The sequence below is a fragment of the Rhodanobacter sp. C05 genome (genome assembly GCF_002001165.1).
In the GTDB taxonomy this organism is placed as follows: domain Bacteria; phylum Pseudomonadota; class Gammaproteobacteria; order Xanthomonadales; family Rhodanobacteraceae; genus Rhodanobacter.
Window position 1 is genome coordinate 1 of the sequence record NZ_MUNQ01000005.1, and the last position, 18229, is coordinate 18229.

The window sequence follows — 18229 nt, forward strand, 5'->3', positions numbered from 1 at the left end:
CCCCAACCCTCCCCTGCGAGCAGGGGAGGGAGCACATCAAGTGCGCCTGGGCAGCAACCTCAGGACTACAGGCAGATGCTCGCCCATAAGCCGACCGACCGCCATAATGCGACATTCATTCAAGACGGCAATCTCATGAGCAATCCGAACGAAAAACGCCAGGCCGGTGAGGCCGCGATCCGCTACGTCGAGGATGGCGCCATCGTCGGCGTCGGTACCGGTTCCACCGTGGCGTTCTTCATCGATGCGCTGGCCGACCTGAAGGACCGCATCCAGGGCGCGGTCTCCAGCTCGGAACAGTCCACCGCGCAGCTGAAGCGGCTGGGCATTCCGGTACTCGACCTCAACAGCGCCGGTCCGCTGACGATCTACATCGACGGTGCCGATGAGTGCGACCCGTACAAGCGCCTGATCAAGGGTGGCGGTGCCGCGCTGACCCGCGAGAAGATCGTCGCCGCGGCGAGCGAGAAGTTCGTCTGCATCATCGACTCCAGCAAGCGCGTCGACCTGCTCGGCAAGTTCCCGGTGCCGATCGAGGTGATCCCGATGGCGCGCAGCCTGATCGGTCGCGAGATCGTCAAGCGCGGCGGTCAGCCGGTATGGCGCGACGGCGTGGTCACCGACAACGGCAACTGGATCATCGACGTGCACGGTTGGCAGATCGTCGACCCTGCCGCGCTGGAGAGCGAGCTCAACCAGCTGCCCGGGATCGTCACGGTCGGCCTGTTCGCGCGTCGGCCGGCCGATGTGGTGCTGATCGGCGACCAGCTGATGTAACCCGGCCACGCATGCTCGAACCTTGATGAAAAACGGCCCATGCGGGCCGTTTTTCGTTTCGCATGAATTACGCGGCGGGACGTGGTTTCAATCCGTCACGGAAGCGCAGATGGCGGGAAGACTTGCGCGCCTCGCGCAACCGGCGCCCATGCGCGGAGAGCAGATCGCCGCGGGTGATGATGCCGACCAGCTTGTGCGGATCGTCCTTGCTCACCACGATCAGGCGCCCCACGCTCTCGGCCACCATGTGATCGGCGGCCTCGCGCAGCGAGTGGCTTTCGTTCACCGCGATCGGTGGCCGCGTCAGCAACTCGCCCAGCGACAACGTGTAATGCCATTGCGGATCGAGCAGGGTGCGACGCGTCAGCACGCCACGCACACGACCGTTTTCGTCCAGCACCGGATAGCCCTGGTGTTGCGTCTCCGGCATGCCTTCGGCCAGCCAGCGGCGCACTTCGGCCAGCGCCTGCGCGGTGTGCAGGGTCACCACCTCGCGCGTGCAGGCTTCGCCCACGCCCACCTGATCGAGATAGTCCGCCACGTACTCGGATGGCACGCGCACACCGCGACGGACGATCTTCTCGGTCATGATGGTGTTGCGCATCATCAGCGCCGAGATCAGATAGGCCGCGGTGCAGCCACCGAGCAGCGGCAGCAGGCCGGCCGGCTGGCCGGTGGTCTCGAACGCGAACACGACTGCCGTGAGCAGCGCACGCGAGGCGCCGGCGAAGATCGCCGCCATGCCGACCAGCGCAGCGATGCGAGGATCCACGCCGAACTGCGGCGCCACCGCCACGATGCCCAGGCCAATCAGTGCGCCCAGCGCACCGCCGATGGTGAACAACGGCGCCAGTGTGCCGCCGGAAGTACCGCTGCCCAGCGCGATCGACCACGACACGAACTTCATCACGCACAGGAAGGCCAGCGCTGCCAGCGTCATCCGGCCATTGATGATGTTCTCGATATTGGTATAGCCCACGCCCAGCGTCAGCGGTGCGTAATAGCCGATCAGGCCAACCACCAGACCACCGAGCGCCGGCCACCACATCCAGTGGATCGGCAGTTTCTCGAACAGATCCTCGATACCGTAGACGATCCGCGTGGTCCACACGCTGACCACGCCGATGATTGCGCCAATGATCACGTAGAGGAACAGCGCCATGCCGCCGGGTGCAGCCAGCACCGGCATCTGGAACACCGGCGCCGATCCCTGCAGCGCGTAGCGCACGCCGGTGGCCGCGACGCAGGCCAACGCCACCGGAATCAGCGAGCGCGGACGCAGCTCGAACAGCAGCAACTCGACCGCCAGCACCACCGCCGCGATCGGCGCGGAGAACACCGCCGCCATGCCGGCCGCGGCACCGGCCGCCAGCAGCACCTTTCGCTCGCTGCCGGTCACTTTCACCACCTGGCCAACAAACGAGCCCAGCGCACCGCCGGTGGCGATGATCGGGCCCTCGGCGCCGAACGGGCCACCGGTGCCGATTGCGATCGCCGAGGAGATCGGCTTCAGGAAGGTGATCCGCGGCGGGATCTTCGATTCGTTGAGCAGCACCTGCTCCATCGCCTCGGGAATGCCGTGGCCACGGATCGCACGCGAACCCCAGCGCGCCATCACGCCCACGATCACGCCACCGACCGCCGGAATGACTACCACCCACCAGCCCAGGTGCGGCACCGCATCGGCCGGCGACGAGAACGCGGTGGACCAGCGGCCGTAGAACGCCAGGTTCGTCACCAGACCGATCAGCGCGGTCAGCAGCTTCGCGATCACGGCCGCCAGCGCGCCCAGCACGACCGAGACGGCGGTGATCCGCAACACACGCTTGTCCACCAGGGTCGAGCGGCGCGGCATGCGTGCCGCGTCCAGGCTCGCGCTCATCGAAGGTGCCAGCGGCAGTGCATCCGTACTGCCCTCGGTGCGCACGCCGGGATGACCGGGTTCGTTCTCGTTCGCAGCAGTCATCGATCCATCCGACGGGTCAAAGGCGGAAATTTTACGCTGCTGCGGTGCAGAACCGAAGAGCTGAAGACCCCGATTCAACGCGAAACATCTTGCAATCACATATCCAGCGGTGGAAACGAAAAAGCCCGCCTGAAGGCGGGCTTTTTGCCGTATCACCATGCATCACTGCGTGGTGGCGGTATCGGGATATGGCAGCCCCGGATGGATTCGAACCACCGATGCCTGAGTCAGAGTCAGGTGCCTTACCGCTTGGCGACGGGGCTATGAAGCTGAGTTTAGCGCTTCGAGAACTGGGTGGCGCGACGTGCCTTGTGCAGACCGACCTTCTTGCGCTCGACTTCGCGGGCGTCACGGGTCACGAAACCGGCCTTGCGCAGCGGCGACTTCAGGCTTTCGTCGTACTCGATCAGCGCGCGGGCGATGCCCAGGCGGATCGCGCCGGCCTGACCGGTGATGCCGCCGCCGGCGACCGTCACCTTGATGTCGAACTTGTCGGTGCTCTGGGTCAGCTCAAGTGGCTGGCGCACGATCATGCACGAGGTCTCGCGGCCAAAGAAGGCCTCGAGCGACTTGCCGTTGACTTCGATCGCGCCCTTGCCCTTGCGCAGGAACACGCGGGCGGCGGAGGTCTTGCGGCGGCCGGTGCCGTAATTCTGCTGGATCGTCATGATGTTGCCTGTTTATTTAAGAGTGCGACCACGGATGGCCGCTTTCACACGCAGGGACTGCGTATTACAACTCCAGCGCCTGCGGCTGCTGTGCGGTATGCGGATGCTCGGCACCGCCGTAGACCTTGAGCTTGCGGTACATCTCGCGGCCCAGCGGGTTCTTCGGCAGCATGCCCTTGACGGCGATCTCGATCACGCGCTCCGGGTAGGTCGCCAGCAGGTCCTTCAGACTGGTCGTCTTCAGGTTGCCGATGTAACCGGTGAAGCGGTGGTACTTCTTGTCGTCCAGCTTGGCACCGGTGACGGCCACCTTCTGCGCATTGATCACCACGATATAATCGCCGGTGTCGCAATGCGGGGTGTATTCCGGCTTGTGCTTGCCGCGCAGACGACGAGCGATTTCAGTCGACAGGCGACCGAGCGTCTTGTTCGTGGCATCAACCACGAACCAGTCGCGCTTGACGTTGTCTGCATTGGCGCTAAACGTTTTCATTTCAGAATACCTGTCTGCCGCCGTGAGGCGGTGGGCGTAATCGGTGGAACAAAGGCGCGAGATGATAGCGGAGCTGTCATCCATGGCGCAAGCCCACCGACCGGCGGGCTTGTGAGCTGGCAATGATAGCATGATGAGCATGCCGCTTGAAAAGTCCCTTATGCACGCGCCTGCCGGCCGCATTGCCGAGCTGGCCGACCAATGCGTGCAATGCGGGCTGTGCCTGCCGGTATGCCCCACCTATGCACTGGACCGGAACGAGGCGGAATCGCCGCGCGGCCGCATCGCGATTGCCGCTGCGCTGGCCCGTGGCCAGGTCGATCCCACTGCCGGGCTGCGCGAACACCTGGATCATTGCCTGGGCTGCCTGAACTGCGAAAAGGCATGCCCAGCCAATGTGCAGTATGGCGAACTGTTGATCGAAACGCGCGCCTTGCTGGGGCCTGGGCCGCAATCTCCCCCGCAATTACTGAACCTGATCAAGCGCCCGGTCCTGATGCGCGCCCTTCGCCGGATCGGCGGCTGGCTGGCGCTGTCACGCTGGAAAGGCTGGCTGGCACGACGACTGCCGGCGGACTCGCCTTGGCGTGCTGCCCTGCTGCTGATGCCCACTGAGGCCCCGGCGGCGCGCGCCCGGGCCAACGACAAGAACCATGGACAATCACGCGTTGCGCTGTTTCCCGGCTGCGTGGCCAGCATCGACGATGCCGAGGCGCAACAGGCGGCGATCACCCTGCTGCAGGCCGCCGGCTTTCAGGTCAGCCTGCTGCCCGCGTTCTGCTGCGGCGCGATGGATCTGCATGGGGGCGCCGTGAAATCTGCCGAACGGGCCGCCCAGCATGTACGTCGTGCCTGGGCCGAGTGCGGTGCCTCGCAACTGGTTTCGGTGACGTCCGGTTGCCTAGGTACGCTGCGTCGCGCGCTACCTGGCGTAAGCGTGGTCGACCCGGTTGAACTGCTGGCGACGCACGCTGATGCACTGGCTTTTCGCCCACTGGCGCAACGGCTCGCGCTGCACCTGCCATGCACGCAGATCAATGTGGCGCGCAGCGAGCACGCCTTGCTGCAGCTGTTGCGCCGCGTACCGAACCTGGATGTGATGCCGTTGCCGCGACCACCCTACTGCTGTGGCGCTGCTGGCAGTCACCTGCTGGAATTCCCCGAACGCGCCGCACAACTGCGCGACGCGACACTGCGACAAGCCGCCACGCTGGATCCGCAGCAGTTGTTGTCGTCCAATATCGGCTGTCGCCTGCATCTGGCCGTCGGAATCGATGCGCAGGGCCTGCACTGGCCTACCCGGCACCCACTGACCTTGCTGGCCCAGCAATTGATCCACGCCCATTGAACGTACCCCTTCCAGCAGGAAAGTCCATGAACGTCCGCACGCTGACCCCGCTCGATCGCCTGCTCGCTGGTTGTGAGCGCGCACTGGAAGCGATCGCCGGCACGCCGGCGGCCCAACTTCCCTCGCCCGCCGTCGGCATCGGCGAGGCGGAGCTGGACGATGCCGAACGCCGCCATGCTGCCGGCCTGATGCGGATCAACCATACCGGCGAGGTCTGCGCCCAGGCGCTGTATCTCGGTCAGGCCGCGCTGGCACGAAACGCGGACAACCACGAGCACCTGCTGCACGCCGCGGCCGAGGAAACCGACCACCTGGCCTGGTGCACGCAACGCCTGCGGCAGCTGGACAGCCGCCCCAGCCTGCTCAACCCGCTGTGGTACCTCGGCAGCTATGCCATCGGTGCGGCCGCCGCACTGGCCGGCGATCCCGTCAGCCTCGGCTTCGTGGTGGAAACCGAGCGTCAGGTGGAAGCGCACCTGGCCGAACACCTGGAGAAACTACCCGCGCAGGACGAACGCTCGCGCGCCGTGCTGACGCAGATGCAGGCCGACGAAATACGCCATGCGCAGGCGGCCCAGCAGCGCGGTGGTATCGAGCTGCCGTTCCCGCTGCCGCAGCTGATGCACTTCAGTTCGACGGTGATGAAGACTGTGGCGTATCGCGTATAGCGACAGATCGAGCGAAACCGTGGCATCCAGAAAAAACCCGCCTTTCGGCGGGTTTTTCGTCACATCAGGTTGCGGCCGTGGAACAGTTCCTCGATCTCGCGGCGCAGCAGCTGCTCGATGCGCTGGCGCTCCTTGAACGACAGGTCGTCGGCGTGCGAGTCGAACAGGTACGTATCGAGGTCGAAGTCTTTGATATGCATCTTCGTGTGGAACATGTTTTCCTGATACACGTTGACGTCGAACATCTCGTACTTCTGGCGGATGTGCTTGGCCAGGTAGTCCTGCACCGAGTTGATCTTGTGGTCGATGAAGTGCTTCTTGCCCTTGATGTCGCGGGTGAAGCCGCGCACACGGTAGTCGCACACCACGATGTCCGACTCGAAGCTGTCGATCAGGTAGTTCAGGGCCTTCAGCGGCGAGATCACGCCGCAGGTGGCCACGTCGATGTCCGCTCGGAAGGTGGCGATGCCGTTGTGCGGATGCGTTTCCGGATAGGTATGGACGGTGATGTGGCTCTTGTCCATGTGCGCGACCACGGCACCGGAGATGGTGTCGCGGCCAAGCTTCTCCAGCACCGGCTCCTCGGAGATCAGCATGGTCACCGAGGCGCCCTGCGGGTCGTAGTCCTGGCGCGCGATGTTGAGGATGTTCGCGCCGATGATCTCCGCCACGTCGGTGAGGATCTGGGTCAGGCGGTCGGCATCGTACTGGTCATCGATGTACTCGATGTAGTTGCGGCGCTGGTCTTCCGACACGGCGTAGCAGATGTCGTAGATGTTGAAGCTCAACGCCTTGGTGAGGTTGTTGAAACCCTGCAGGCGCAGACGGGGAAGCGGTTTGACCACGGCGGCTCTCCATGACCGGACATCCGGTCAGCAGTAGAGGCGGGTTAGCGACAAGGGTCCCCGCAGAATGGTGTGAAGCACGGACAAGCAGTCTGTGCGACCCTTGTGAACGGCATGCGACAAGTTCATCACAGCCGAAAGACCGCTAAGTATGCGGTAAAACGCAAAGAAAATGAACCTCCGGCAAGCGGTCCGGGTTTGCCATAATGCCGCCGGGACAGGGGCATAAACGAGAATCCATACTCTGGCGCGGCCATGGCTGCGTCCTGGAATTACAACCTTTCGGAAGACACCGTGGCGCAACTCAAGTACCAACTTCAGCAGGCTTTCGAACGCTCACAGGCCCCGCTCGGGTTTGCGCCCGACCCCGCCTCGATGGAGCGGTTCCTGGCGCTTTGCCATCGCCGCCGCTATCCCGGCAAGACCGCCATCATCCGCCCCGGTGACCCGGCCAATACGCTGTATTACGTCGTCGAAGGCTCGCTGGCGGTATGCACCGAGGACGAGCAGGGGCGTGAACTGATCCTCGCGTACATCAGCCGCGGCCAATTCATCGGCGAGATGGGCCTGTTCGTGGAACAGGCCCAGCGTGAATCGATGGTGCGCACACGCACGGCCTGCGAAATGGCCGAAGTCAGCTACGAGCGCCTGTTCCAGCTGATGGAAGGCCCGTTGCGCGAGGAATGTCCGAAGATCCTGTTCGCGATCGGCTCGCAGCTCACCAACCGCCTGCTGCGCACCTCGCGCCAGGTCAGCCGGATGGCGTTCATGGACGTCACCAACCGCATCTCGCGCACCCTGCTCGACCTGTGCCAGGAGCCCGACTCGATGACCCATCCGGACGGCACGCAGATCCGCATCTCGCGCCAGGAAGTCAGCCGTATCGTCGGTTGTTCGCGTGAGCTGGTCGGTCGGGTGCTGAAGCAGCTGGAAGAGCAGCGGATGATCGACGTCTCCGGCAAGACCATCGTGGTGCGCGGTACCCGCTAAGACTTTCGCCCCGGCGCAGCACCCTGTTCCGGCGCGTAGATCATGTACACATCCGCGCGCGCGTAGTGCGAACCCGCGCGGATCGTCGGCTGCAGCACGAAGCCAGCCCGCTCGTACATGTGCAGTGCCGGCTTCAGGCTGCTGTTGGATTCAAGGAACAGGGTATGGCCGCGGCGTCGATGGAATTCGGCGATCGCCGCATCCAGCAGCAGGCGGCCGGCACCCAGGCCACGGAACGACTCGTCCACGCCCATCTTGGAAAGCTCGTAAACGCCTGGTGCCTCGTGCAGCAGCGCGCAGGTGCCGATCACCGCATCACCCAGTCGGGCAAAGAAGATCGCCCCGCCCGGCGCCAGCACCGCATGCTCCGGATCGCGCAGCACCTGCTCGTCGATGGGTTCGATCACGAAGTGCTTTCGCAGCCACGCGGCATTGAGCGTGTAGAAGTGCTCGCGCAAATGCGGCTCGAACGACACGATCTCGACCTGTGACTGTATCAACGTAGTGTGCCTGGCCAGGATCTTCGGTTGCAGCGGCAATGTAGTCAGAACCACTCGACGCGGGTGACCGCCCGACCGAGCGCCTTCTCGATCTTCTTGCACAGCGTGGGCGTACCGTTGACCAGCACGGCTTCGGCGGCGAGTTTCAGCATCGGCGCGTCGTACATCGAATCGCCGTACGCCACCTGCCAGGCCGTGAGCCCGTGCTGCGCCAGCTTCTCGACCTTGCGCCGGCCCACGTTATGCCACAGCGGCCGCATGCCGAACCAGCCGCGGCGCAGCTGCGAGGCAAGCACTTCCAGCTGGGTCAGGCCCAGCTGCTGCAGGATGCCGCTCACCAGGGTGTGCTCGCAACCGGTCACCACGATCACCCGATCGCCGGCCACCTGATGCCGGCGCAGCGCTTGCAGGCCGTCGCGACAAAACTGTCGCGACCGCTGCACCAGGACGGCTGCGAACGCATTCACGGCGGCCTGGTAGCGTTTCTCGCCCAGTCCGAGCAGTGCAATGCGCACCAGCGTGCGCACCGGCAGCCGCCGCGAGAACGGCAGCTGCAACAGCAATAGCGGGAAGCACAGCAGTGCCAGCAATACTCGCCACGGCGCGCGTTTGTAACGTTCGCGCATGAACAGGTAGAACGCATCGCCGTGGATCAGCACGCCGTCAAAATCGAACAACACCACACGTTGCGTCACCGTCTCTGCGGTCACCGTGTCCATCTCCCCCTTTGGCATGCTGGTCACGGCGTGGCGAACAGCCGTCGCAGCTCGCTGCCAGGATCTTCGGCACGCATGAAGGCCTCGCCGATCAGGAATGCCTGGATGCCGCCTTCGCGCAAGCGCGCCACGTCTTCCGGCGTGTGAATGCCCGACTCGGCCACCAGCACGCGGTCGTATTCGATCATGGACTGCAGCGAAAGCGAAGTTTCCAGCGAGGTTTCGAAATTGCGCAGGTTGCGGTTATTCACGCCGATCAACGGCACCGGCAGCGCCAGCGCACGCTCCATCTCTTCCTCGTTGTGCACTTCACACAGCACGTCCAGATCGAGCTCGGCCGCGAGCAACGACAGCTGCATCAACACGTCGTCATCGAGTGCCGCGACGATCAGCAAGATGCAGTCTGCACCGATCGCGCGCGCCTCGTACACCTGATACGGGTCGATGATGAAATCCTTGCGCAACAGCGGCAGCGAACAGGCCGCGCGCGCCTGCTGCAGGAAGGCCTCGCTGCCCTGGAAGAAATCGCTGTCGGTCAGCACCGACAGGCAGGCCGCACCGGCGGCTTCATAGCTCTTCGCAATCGCGGCGGGATCGAAATTCGCGCGGATCACACCCTTGCTCGGGCTGGCCTTCTTCACCTCGGCGATCACTGCCGGCAGGCCGGCGGCGATCTTTGCCTCGATCGCCGCAGCGAAACCGCGGGTATCCGGCTGCTCAGCAATGCGCGCCATCAGTTCGGCCAGCGGCAGCTTGGCCTGGCGTTCGGCAATCTCTTCCGCCTTGCGGGCAAGAATGCGATTGAGGATGTCGGTCATGGCATCTCGCTCGTTGCTGTTATGGAGCGCATCCTATGCGCGATTGCGATGTCGTGTCGTCAACGCGATGAACGCACGCGCTTCGATGTGCAGCTACTGCCCGCCGGCAAGCCGTCGGGTGGTCGCCACGAAGGCCTGCATTTTCGCATGTGCGGCGCCGCTGGCAATCGTGACACGTGCAAGCTCGATGCCGTCGTCAATGGACGGCACGACATCGGCTGCATAAAGTGCGGCGCCGGCATTCAGGCAGACGATGTCGTGCGGTATGCCGCGGTGGCCTTCCAGCGCCTCCAGCAGCATCACCTTCGACTCGTCCACATTCTCCACCCTCAGATTGCGGCTGGAAGCCATCGCCAGGCCGTAGTCCTCCGGCTCGATTTCGTACTCGCGCACCACGCCATGGCGCAGCTCGCCGACCAGGGTCACCGCACCGAGCGAGATCTCGTCCATGCCATCGCGCCCCCACACCACCATCGCGTGCTGCGCGCCGAGTTGCTGCAGCACGCGCACCTGGATGCCGACGAGGTCGGGATGGAATACACCCATCAGGATGTTCGGCGCATCGGCCGGATTGGTCAGCGGGCCGAGGATGTTGAACAGCGTGCGTACGCCCATCTCCTTGCGCACCGGCGCCACTACCTTCATCGCCGGATGGTGGTTCGGCGCGAACATGAAGCCGATCCCGGTCTCGGCCATGCACTCGGCCACCTGCGTCGGCTTGAGATCGATCGATGCACCCAGCGCCTCCAGTACATCCGCACTGCCGGATTTGGACGACACGCTGCGACCGCCGTGCTTGGCGATGCGCGCACCCGCCGCCGCCGCGACGAACATCGACGCCGTGGAGATGTTGAAACTGGAGGCGCCGTCACCGCCGGTACCGACGATATCCAGCAGATGTTCGTTGCTGCCAATGACGGGCACTTTCTCAGACAGCTCGCGCATCACGCGCGCCGCGCCGGTGATCTCGCCCACGGTCTCCTTCTTCACGCGCAGGCCGGTCATGATCGCCGCGGTCATCAGCGGACTCACTTCACCGCGCATGATCTGGCGCATCAGCGCGATCATCTCGTCGTGAAAGATCTCGCGATGCTCGATCGTGCGCTGCAAGGCTTCCTGTGGCGTGATCGTGATGTCGCGACCGTGCCCGTTCATGCGGCCAGCTTCAATGGCAGGCCGAGGAAATTGCGCAACAGGTCATGGCCATGCTGGGTCAGGATCGATTCGGGATGGAACTGCACGCCTTCGACCGGCAGCGTCTTGTGGCGCAGGCCCATGATCTCGTCGATCGAACCGTCGGCGTTCTCCGTCCACGCGGTGACTTCCAGGCAATCCGGCAGCGAAGACTGCTCCACCACCAGCGAGTGGTAGCGCGTCGCCTCGAACGGATCCGGCAAGCCTGCGAACACGCCCTGACCGCGGTGGCGCACTGGCGAGGTCTTGCCATGCATGATCTTCTTGGCGCGAATCACCTTGCCGCCGAAGACCTGGCCGATCGCCTGGTGACCGAGGCACACACCAAACACCGGAATCTCGCCGGCCAGCTCGCGCAGCACATCCAGTGACACTCCGGAATCATCCGGCGTACCAGGCCCTGGCGAGATCATGATATGAGAGGGCTTCAGCGCACGGATGCCGGCGATATCCAGCGCGTCATTGCGCACCACCTTCACCTGCTTCCCCAGTTCACCCAGGTACTGCACAAGGTTGAAGGTGAAGCTGTCGTAGTTGTCGATCATCAGGAGCATGGATGGCTCATCGGCTGGCGCTGCGGATAGGGAATGATACTCGCAGGATGGCATTGGATAGACCACCGCGTCGCCCTGCAGCCCGCATCGGGTCACGCGAGGCCGTGGCCATAGCATTGGCCGAATGGCTAATGTTCGGCGTGCACAGGCGACAGCACGTTCGCAGTATAGCTCTCGATCACCAGACTGAAGGGCTGGTTATCCTGTGTGTATAGCAGCGCGCGGTGCTGCAATACATGAATGGGAAGAGTTAGCGGCTTGTCGCTGGACGGCGGCAGTGGTGTGCCGCTGTCCCAGCCGTCCGGCAGTGGCGGCCACAGCAGTTCTACAGAAAGTGTCTGACGACGGAAGTGCAGCGGCTGGACGACCTTGCCGAATGGTACGTCGGAGCTGTCCAGCTGCTGATTCATCGCCGCGGTGAGCCGCGCCGGCACATACCAGTTGTCCGCATCGGACAACACCATGTCACCACAAGCCAGCTGCACCCGTCGATAGCGCACGGGTTCGTCCGGGCCGATGGCAAGGTGCGCGCGCGCACCTTCCGGCAACGGCTTGTCCGCACCATGCACGCGATGCGCCACGATCTTCGCCTCTGCTGCCAGATGATGCGTACCGCACCAGCGCTCCAACGTCAGCGTGGCACTCGAGTGACTCAACAGATCGGCGTTCAACGTCTGCAATTCGGCCAATGCCTGCGTGCGTGCGAGCAGCGTATCCGGCCAGCTTGGCTCGGGCTCGCGGGCAACAACCGGCAACGCGCACAACCATGACAGCAGCACGATCGCAGCGTTGCGCCTGGTCGACGGGTTCATGACGTTCCTTGCGCGGCGCTCAGATACGAAGCGCGCATGATAACCGCAGCAACACGGCTGCACAGGCCGCGACAGGCAAGCCGCCAGGGCGCACTACATCGACCAGAGCGCTGACGTCACGAGGTTTTCAGCTTGACGGTATGCCTATGGAACCTGATCATCCGTTGCTATTTTCAGCCGCTGAAACCCTACGAAAAGCGCTGTCGTCGAAGTATGGATTTGGCGATCTAAACAAGCTTTTGGGCTGTAGGCGCAACGCATTCATCTGTAATCTGCAGTGGTGCCAGGGACATGAGTCGAGGCCTTACCTCTCGTCCAAGCGGACACGCTGAAAAGCTCGTGCACCACTTAGCTTGAGCATTTCACAGCCCCTTCGCCGCCTGCGCCACCGCACGGAACAGCGCACGCCCCTTGTTCATCGTCTCCTCCCACTCGGCGGCAGGATCGGAGTCATAGACGATGCCGGCGCCCGCCTGCACGTGCAGGCGACCGTCCTGGATCACCGCGGTGCGGATCGCGATGGCGGTGTCGGCATCGCCCCACCAGCCGATCCAGCCGATTGCGCCGGCGTAGATGTTGCGCTTGTACGGCTCCAGCTCCTGGATGATTTCCAGTGCACGGATCTTTGGTGCGCCGCTGAGCGTGCCGGCGGGGAACGTGGCCTTGAGCACGTCCATGTAGCTGAGGTTCGGCTTGGCGGTGCCCTGCACCTGCGAGACGATGTGCATCACATGTGAGTAGCGTTCGATCACGAACGACTCGCTCACTTCGACACTGCCGGTTTCGCTGATGCGGCCGATGTCGTTGCGACCCAGGTCGATCAGCATGACGTGCTCGGCGCGCTCCTTCGGGTCGGCCAGCAGCTCCGCTTCCAGCGCCTGGTCTTCGGCTTCCGTCGCGCCGCGCTTGCGCGTGCCGGCGAGCGGACGCACCACGACCTTGCCGTCCTTCAGGCGCGCCAGGATCTCCGGCGAGGAGCCGACGATCTGGGTGTTGCCCAGGTCGACGAAATACATGTACGGCGACGGGTTCAACGCGCGCAGTGCGCGGTACACATCGACTGGCCGTGCGTTGAAACCCACGCTAAGCCGCTGCGACGGCACCACCTGGAAGATATCGCCGGCACGGATGTATTCCTTCGCGCGCTCGACCATCGCCTCGAACTCTTCCTTCGTAAACGAGGATTTGAAGTCGCCTTCGTCAAGCGCGATCGACTGGGTGAGCTGCGGATAAGAGGCGCCACCCTGGCGCAACCGATAGACCAGCGCATCGAGCCGGCGCTGCGCGGCGGCGTACGCCTGCGGCTGCGATGGATCGGCGTGCACGATCAGGTACAGCCGACCCTTGAGGTTGTCGAATACCGCAACCTCTTCGGCCAGCATCAACAACACGTCGGGTGTACCCAGCTCGTCCGCACGATCCCACTGCGCCAGCCGCGGCTCGATATAGCCGATCGTCTCGAAGCCGAAATAGCCGACCAGACCACCGCTGAACGCGGGCAGCTGCGGCAGGCGCGGTACGTCGTACTGCTGGCGCAACTTCTCGATCTCGCCCAGCGGATCGTCGAGATGACGGCGCTCGGTGATCTCGCCGGAGTCTTCCACTTCCAGCTCATGACCACGCAGGCGATACACGCGCTTCGCCGGCAGACCGATGATCGAATAGCGTCCCCAGGTGGCGCCGCCCTCGACCGATTCAAACAAGAAGGTGTACGGGCCGTCGGCCAGTTTCAGATACACCGACAACGGCGTGTCAAGGTCGGAAAACACCTCGCGCACCAGCGGGATGCGCGTATGCCCCTGGGCAACCAGCGCGTCGAATTCGTCTCGGGAGATCACGTAGGGAAGTCCGCATGGCCAAGCTGAGGGAGAAGCCATTGTAGGCGAAGCACGCGCTCAGCCACTCAACCGCTGTCGCGGCATGCCATGCAGCTGCAGGCTGAAGGCCACGCCACTGCCATCCTCGAGGTTACGTGCCGATGCCGCGCCACCGTGACGCTCGGCCACCAGTCGCACCACGTACAGGCCCAGGCCCAGATGCGGCGCGGCGCCAGGCGTGGCCTTGTCGCGCAGGCTGACCAGCGAATCAAACAGCCGGCCCTGCATCGCTTCGGGCAACAGCGGCCCCTGATTGGCCAGCTCGATCTCGGCACCGGCGTCGACCACCCGCAGGCTCAGCCGCAACCAGCCACGCTCCGGCGTGAACGACAGTGCATTGTCGAGCAACTTGTCCAGCGCCTGCGCGATCAGCTCAGGCGCGCAGTGCAGATGCAGCGGTGCCTCGGGTAGCACGCATTCGAGCCGGCGCGGACCGATCAACGGACGATAGGCATCAGCGCAACCACGCACCACATCGCGCAAGTCGACGTCTTCCGGTTCCGCTGCCGTGATCGAACGTTCCATCCGGCTCGACTCGCTCATCGCACGCACCAGCGCACCGAGCCGCGCCACACCGTCGCGGGCGCGAGCCAAATACGGTTGTGCCTCCGCCGGCAGCGTCGCATGTTCGAGGTTGTCCAGCGAGGACTTCACGATCGCCAGCGGCGTGTTGAGTTCGTGCGAAAGTTTCGAGGCCAGCGTGCGCAGGTAATCGGTGTAACCGTCGACCACCACGAACAGGCGCTCGAAGCTGCGCGCGAGGTCGCCGATCTCGTCCGTGGCATCGGTCATCGGAAAACGACCTTGCTCGAACAGGCCGTCCAGACGTCCATCGTTGAGCTGCGCGCGCTCGGCCGCATTGCGCAAACGACCCAGCCGCAGGCTGAGCCGGGTGGCGAACGTCAGCAGGATGCCGCCAGCGACCAGCAGTACGCCAAAACTGGTCAGCAGCAGGCCGAGCAACGCGCGGTTGGCCAGCAGCGGCACGATGCGGCTGGCCTGTTCCAGCAGCAACACGCCATCGACCTGGCCCGCCCGCTCGATCGGCACCGCGGCGGCCAATACCACGCTGCCGCGCTCCTCGCCGCTGCGCCAGACGCTGACCGGAGTGCCGGTACTCGCCGTGCTGACTTCGCGGGTATCCAGACGCGGCACGTCCTGCGACCACAGATTGGCATCCTCCAGACGGGTCGCCAGTAGCGAGCGATAGACCAACGAGGCGAACCAGCCTGGCTGGCCATCGTTGCCGGGCATCGTGTTGAGGCGACCACTGCGCCCCATCAACCAGCCCTGTGGCGACAACACGCGCGCCTGAACCTCGTCGGGCGCGAGCTTCGCCAACTCACCGGAAAGCGTGCCGGAGAATCGCAGCAGCGGGCGGGTATCGGCCGCCATCGGATCACCGCCCGCGTGGGCGTCATATACGCCCACGCCAAACGTGCGCAATGACAGGTTGCGCGGCAGGCGCAGCTCGACCCGATAGCCGCTGCCGTCTTCCTGCCACTGGGCCGTGATCAGGTCAGGCAGACCATCGACCGCCGGATCGAGCGGCCGTGCCGTGAGTGGCCCCGGCGCAGCACTGGCCAGCAGATAGCGGCGCTGGCCGGAGGCATTGCCGAGCGAGAGGATCAGGTGATCGGCTGCCAGTGCATTCGCATCATCGGTATCGGCACGGGTGCGCTGGGTATCCGGCACATCCGCATAGAGGTACAGGCCGGCATCATCCTCGGCGAGCAGCAGGCGGCCGCGCTGGCCCAGTGACTGGCTCCACGGCGTCAACGGCGCCCAGTCGTCACCATAGCCGTCCACGGTAATCGGATCCGGCGTCTGCTGTACATACCAAGCCCTGCCCTGTCCAGACACGACGGCATCGGTCACTACCAGACTGCGTGCCACCGCCCGCGCGGATGCCAGCAGGGCTTGCGCCTGACCCTCGCGCAGCAAGGTCTCCATCTGTCGCACATACAACCAGCCTGCGACCGGCAGGGCCAGCGTGCACAGCGCGACGAGCAACAGCTTGCGGCGAAGGTTCATGGAACGAACGATACAGGGCAGGAACGCAGAAGATGTCGGAAGGCTTTAAGGATGAACCATGGCCTTGCCAGTCTTGCCCTTCGTTTCATCCGTGTACTTGAGGTAAGTCGACTGTCCGACCACGCCCAGGAAAGATGCCGCAAGGTCTGCCATCTTCGGATCACCATGGGCCAGCGTCATCGACCAACTGAAGCGCACACCTGTCGCAAGACCCGGATCACAAAACACGACCAGATCGTCCTCGTGATCAGTACCCTCGTAGTGCACGCCACGACATGTCATGGCCTTGTTGTTAACTACCAGTGTACTGACCTTGGCTTTCGGATCGCGGTCAAGGTAGCGATGCCGGTCATCCTGAAGTTCGGCTTCCAGCGAAGACAGTTTGGATGGCCAAACGTTGAGCACCATTACGCGCTCGGGCTTGCCCGTCCATTCGCCCTGGTACAGAACGAGGTTTACACCGATGGCTTTGGCGTACGTGCAGCAGTCTCCAGTCCAGCCATCCGGCAAATCTGCTTGGATGGCCCAGCCTGGAATCTCCTGATCTGCGTTGCCGTAAACCATGATCCCCCGATCCTTACCAGGATCTCCTGCATGACAAGCAAGCGATGCCAATGCCAGCAGCAGAGCCATCAGACTCTTCATCATGGCTTCCACCGGTAGCCCACACCGTGCACCGTCTCGATCGCGTCGAACTCCGGTGCCACGGCGATGAACTTCTTGCGGATGCGCTTGATGTGCGAGGTGATGGTGGCGTCGTCGACGACGAGCTCGGCCTCGCGCATCAGCTGGTCGCGATTCTTCACGTGGCCGGGGAAGCGGATCAGCGTGTGCACCATCCAGAATTCGGTGACCGTGAGTGGAACCTCCTCGCCATTCCAGCTGATCCGCATGCGCTCGGATTCCATTTTCAGTGGACCATGTTCGATCACGGTTTCACTGGAAGCAGGTGCCTTCAACGATTCGATGCGGCGGAACAGCGCAGCGATGCGCGCGGCCAGCTGGTGCAGGCTGGTGTCCTTGCTGAGGTAATCGTCGGCGCCCAGGCGCAGGCCGGAGATTACGTCGAAATCCGAATCGCGCGCAGTAAGGAAGATCAGTGGCAGCGTAGATGACTTCGCACGCAGTTCGCGGCAAAGATCGAAGCCACCCTCCGGCTCGTCGCCGAGGCCGATGTCGATGATCACCAACTCGGGGAGACGCATGGCGAACGCCGTGGAGGCTTCCCGCCGCGAGCCATAGCCACGCGCGTCGTAGCCGAAGCGGTTCAGCGCCTCGACATAGTTGGCACGGATCAATGGTTCGTCTTCGACAATGGCAATGCTGCGGCCCATGGCACGCTCCCTTGGTAGTGCGCGCAGCGTGCTATGCGAACCGCCGCTGCGCAAGCCGTACACCGTCCGTGCCCGCGTTTTGCCACAAGCCAGCGGCAAGCCGGCCCGATTGTGCCGGCGCTAACGCCGCGGCCGGATGTTTGATGTCAACCATGCACCACGCATGGAGCCGGACAATGTCGAAGATCGAATCCACCGAACGTGACCCGAATGCCGAACTGCGCGATTTCGAGCCGTTGCGGGTGACGCTGGCGCTGGGCGCCCTGCTGCTCGGCCTGATCCTCGGCATGCATTGATCCGGAGTCGACGCCGTGCATCTACACATCTTCAAACTTTCAGCCGTGGAAGGCATGGGTGCGTCCGGCGCGAAGGGAATCGCGCCGGACGCGGGGCAGGAAGATCCTGATCCGGACTGGCAACCCGTGTAGCGCACCACCGCACCTGTATTCCGTCCGACATGGTGGTTCCTTTCCCCTCCCTGCGAGGGGATTTTTTTGAACCTGAACCGCATCGGGCCGTCGATTCCGCGCGTTCACGATTTTGTCCGGAACCAAACCGGATCGACCCGGTCAGAACTACTGATTGGTGTCGGTTCCATTTGCCGTGGAATGTGCCGATGCGGCCGTGACCCCTCC

Annotated in this window: 19 protein-coding genes and 1 tRNA gene; 5 read left to right on the forward strand and 15 right to left on the reverse strand. The window is 63.9% G+C overall.

Annotated features, from left to right (window positions below; genetic code table 11):
* Positions 1 to 135: 135 nt before the first annotated feature.
* A complete protein-coding gene (rpiA, locus tag B0E51_RS00020; protein ID WP_077443245.1) occupies positions 136 to 777 on the forward strand; it encodes a ribose-5-phosphate isomerase RpiA in 642 nt (213 codons plus the stop codon).
* 67 nt (positions 778 to 844) lie between these two features.
* Here the strand turns inward: rpiA and B0E51_RS00025 are convergent, their stop codons facing one another.
* From B0E51_RS00025 to rplM, 4 genes are all read right to left on the reverse strand, one after another.
* Entirely contained in the window at positions 845 to 2743 is a 1899-nt protein-coding gene (locus B0E51_RS00025) for a chloride channel protein (RefSeq protein WP_077442798.1), read from the reverse strand.
* A 189-nt stretch (positions 2744 to 2932) separates the two neighbouring features.
* Positions 2933 to 3006: transfer RNA gene (locus B0E51_RS00030), tRNA-Gln, on the reverse strand.
* Between the two features lie 12 nt (positions 3007 to 3018).
* Positions 3019 to 3411, reverse strand: coding sequence for a 30S ribosomal protein S9 (gene rpsI / locus B0E51_RS00035; protein WP_077442799.1), 393 nt, complete (start codon positions 3409 to 3411; stop codon positions 3019 to 3021).
* Positions 3412 to 3475: 64 nt separating this feature from the next.
* Positions 3476 to 3904 (reverse strand): 50S ribosomal protein L13, encoded by a 429-nt coding sequence (gene rplM, locus B0E51_RS00040; RefSeq protein ID WP_077440973.1) that lies wholly within the window; start codon positions 3902 to 3904, stop codon positions 3476 to 3478.
* Positions 3905 to 4064: 160 nt separating this feature from the next.
* Here rplM and B0E51_RS00045 point away from each other — a divergent pair, with 160 nt between their 5' ends.
* Complete coding sequence (locus B0E51_RS00045; RefSeq protein ID WP_254424343.1) at positions 4065 to 5252, forward strand: (Fe-S)-binding protein; 1188 nt, start codon at positions 4065 to 4067, stop codon at positions 5250 to 5252.
* A gap of 26 nt (positions 5253 to 5278) precedes the next feature.
* On the forward strand, positions 5279 to 5920 hold the full coding sequence (gene coq7, locus B0E51_RS00050; protein WP_077442801.1) for a 2-polyprenyl-3-methyl-6-methoxy-1,4-benzoquinone monooxygenase: 642 nt from the start codon (positions 5279 to 5281) through the stop codon (positions 5918 to 5920).
* Between the two features lie 59 nt (positions 5921 to 5979).
* Here the strand turns inward: coq7 and speD are convergent, their stop codons facing one another.
* Positions 5980 to 6765 (reverse strand): adenosylmethionine decarboxylase, encoded by a 786-nt coding sequence (gene speD, locus B0E51_RS00055; RefSeq protein ID WP_077442802.1) that lies wholly within the window; start codon positions 6763 to 6765, stop codon positions 5980 to 5982.
* Between the two features lie 255 nt (positions 6766 to 7020).
* On the opposite strand from speD, the gene crp reads away from it, so the two are divergent.
* Positions 7021 to 7755, forward strand: a complete 735-nt coding sequence (gene crp / locus B0E51_RS00060) for a cAMP-activated global transcriptional regulator CRP (RefSeq protein WP_174570569.1) — start codon at positions 7021 to 7023, stop codon at positions 7753 to 7755.
* Here crp and B0E51_RS00065 read toward each other — a convergent pair.
* From B0E51_RS00065 to pdsR, 10 genes are all read right to left on the reverse strand, one after another.
* The gene (locus B0E51_RS00065; protein ID WP_254424344.1) at positions 7752 to 8255 is read right to left on the reverse strand and encodes a GNAT family N-acetyltransferase; all 504 of its coding nucleotides are present in this window, start codon (positions 8253 to 8255) and stop codon (positions 7752 to 7754) included. The genes crp and B0E51_RS00065 overlap by 4 nt on opposite strands.
* A gap of 44 nt (positions 8256 to 8299) precedes the next feature.
* Complete coding sequence (locus tag B0E51_RS00070) at positions 8300 to 8989, reverse strand: HAD family hydrolase (RefSeq protein ID WP_083744988.1); 690 nt, start codon at positions 8987 to 8989, stop codon at positions 8300 to 8302.
* Between the two features lie 5 nt (positions 8990 to 8994).
* Complete coding sequence (gene trpC, locus B0E51_RS00075; protein ID WP_077442805.1) at positions 8995 to 9789, reverse strand: indole-3-glycerol phosphate synthase TrpC; 795 nt, start codon at positions 9787 to 9789, stop codon at positions 8995 to 8997.
* A gap of 93 nt (positions 9790 to 9882) precedes the next feature.
* Positions 9883 to 10944: an anthranilate phosphoribosyltransferase gene (gene trpD, locus B0E51_RS00080; RefSeq protein WP_077442806.1), complete on the reverse strand. Its 1062-nt coding sequence runs from the start codon at positions 10942 to 10944 to the stop codon at positions 9883 to 9885.
* Positions 10941 to 11537, reverse strand: a complete 597-nt coding sequence (locus B0E51_RS00085; RefSeq protein ID WP_077442807.1) for an aminodeoxychorismate/anthranilate synthase component II — start codon at positions 11535 to 11537, stop codon at positions 10941 to 10943. The genes trpD and B0E51_RS00085 overlap by 4 nt, the downstream gene beginning before the upstream one ends.
* A gap of 128 nt (positions 11538 to 11665) precedes the next feature.
* Positions 11666 to 12349: a hypothetical protein gene (locus B0E51_RS00090; protein ID WP_077442808.1), complete on the reverse strand. Its 684-nt coding sequence runs from the start codon at positions 12347 to 12349 to the stop codon at positions 11666 to 11668.
* 362 nt (positions 12350 to 12711) lie between these two features.
* The gene (gene trpE / locus B0E51_RS00095) at positions 12712 to 14187 is read right to left on the reverse strand and encodes an anthranilate synthase component I (RefSeq protein ID WP_077442809.1); all 1476 of its coding nucleotides are present in this window, start codon (positions 14185 to 14187) and stop codon (positions 12712 to 12714) included.
* A 57-nt stretch (positions 14188 to 14244) separates the two neighbouring features.
* Positions 14245 to 16260: an ATP-binding protein gene (locus B0E51_RS00100; protein ID WP_077442810.1), complete on the reverse strand. Its 2016-nt coding sequence runs from the start codon at positions 16258 to 16260 to the stop codon at positions 14245 to 14247.
* Between the two features lie 45 nt (positions 16261 to 16305).
* Entirely contained in the window at positions 16306 to 16908 is a 603-nt protein-coding gene (locus B0E51_RS00105) for a hypothetical protein (RefSeq protein ID WP_254424345.1), read from the reverse strand.
* Positions 16905 to 17594 carry a proteobacterial dedicated sortase system response regulator gene (gene pdsR, locus B0E51_RS00110; protein ID WP_077442811.1) on the reverse strand — a complete coding sequence of 230 codons (690 nt, stop codon included), beginning with the start codon at positions 17592 to 17594 and terminating at the stop codon, positions 16905 to 16907. Before pdsR ends, B0E51_RS00105 begins: the two co-directional genes overlap by 4 nt.
* Between pdsR and B0E51_RS19800 the strand changes: the two genes are divergently transcribed.
* On the forward strand, positions 17593 to 17718 hold the full coding sequence (locus tag B0E51_RS19800) for a hypothetical protein (protein WP_256364095.1): 126 nt from the start codon (positions 17593 to 17595) through the stop codon (positions 17716 to 17718). The two genes, pdsR and B0E51_RS19800, sit on opposite strands and share 2 nt — an antisense overlap.
* The last annotated feature ends 511 nt before the right edge of the window (positions 17719 to 18229 follow it).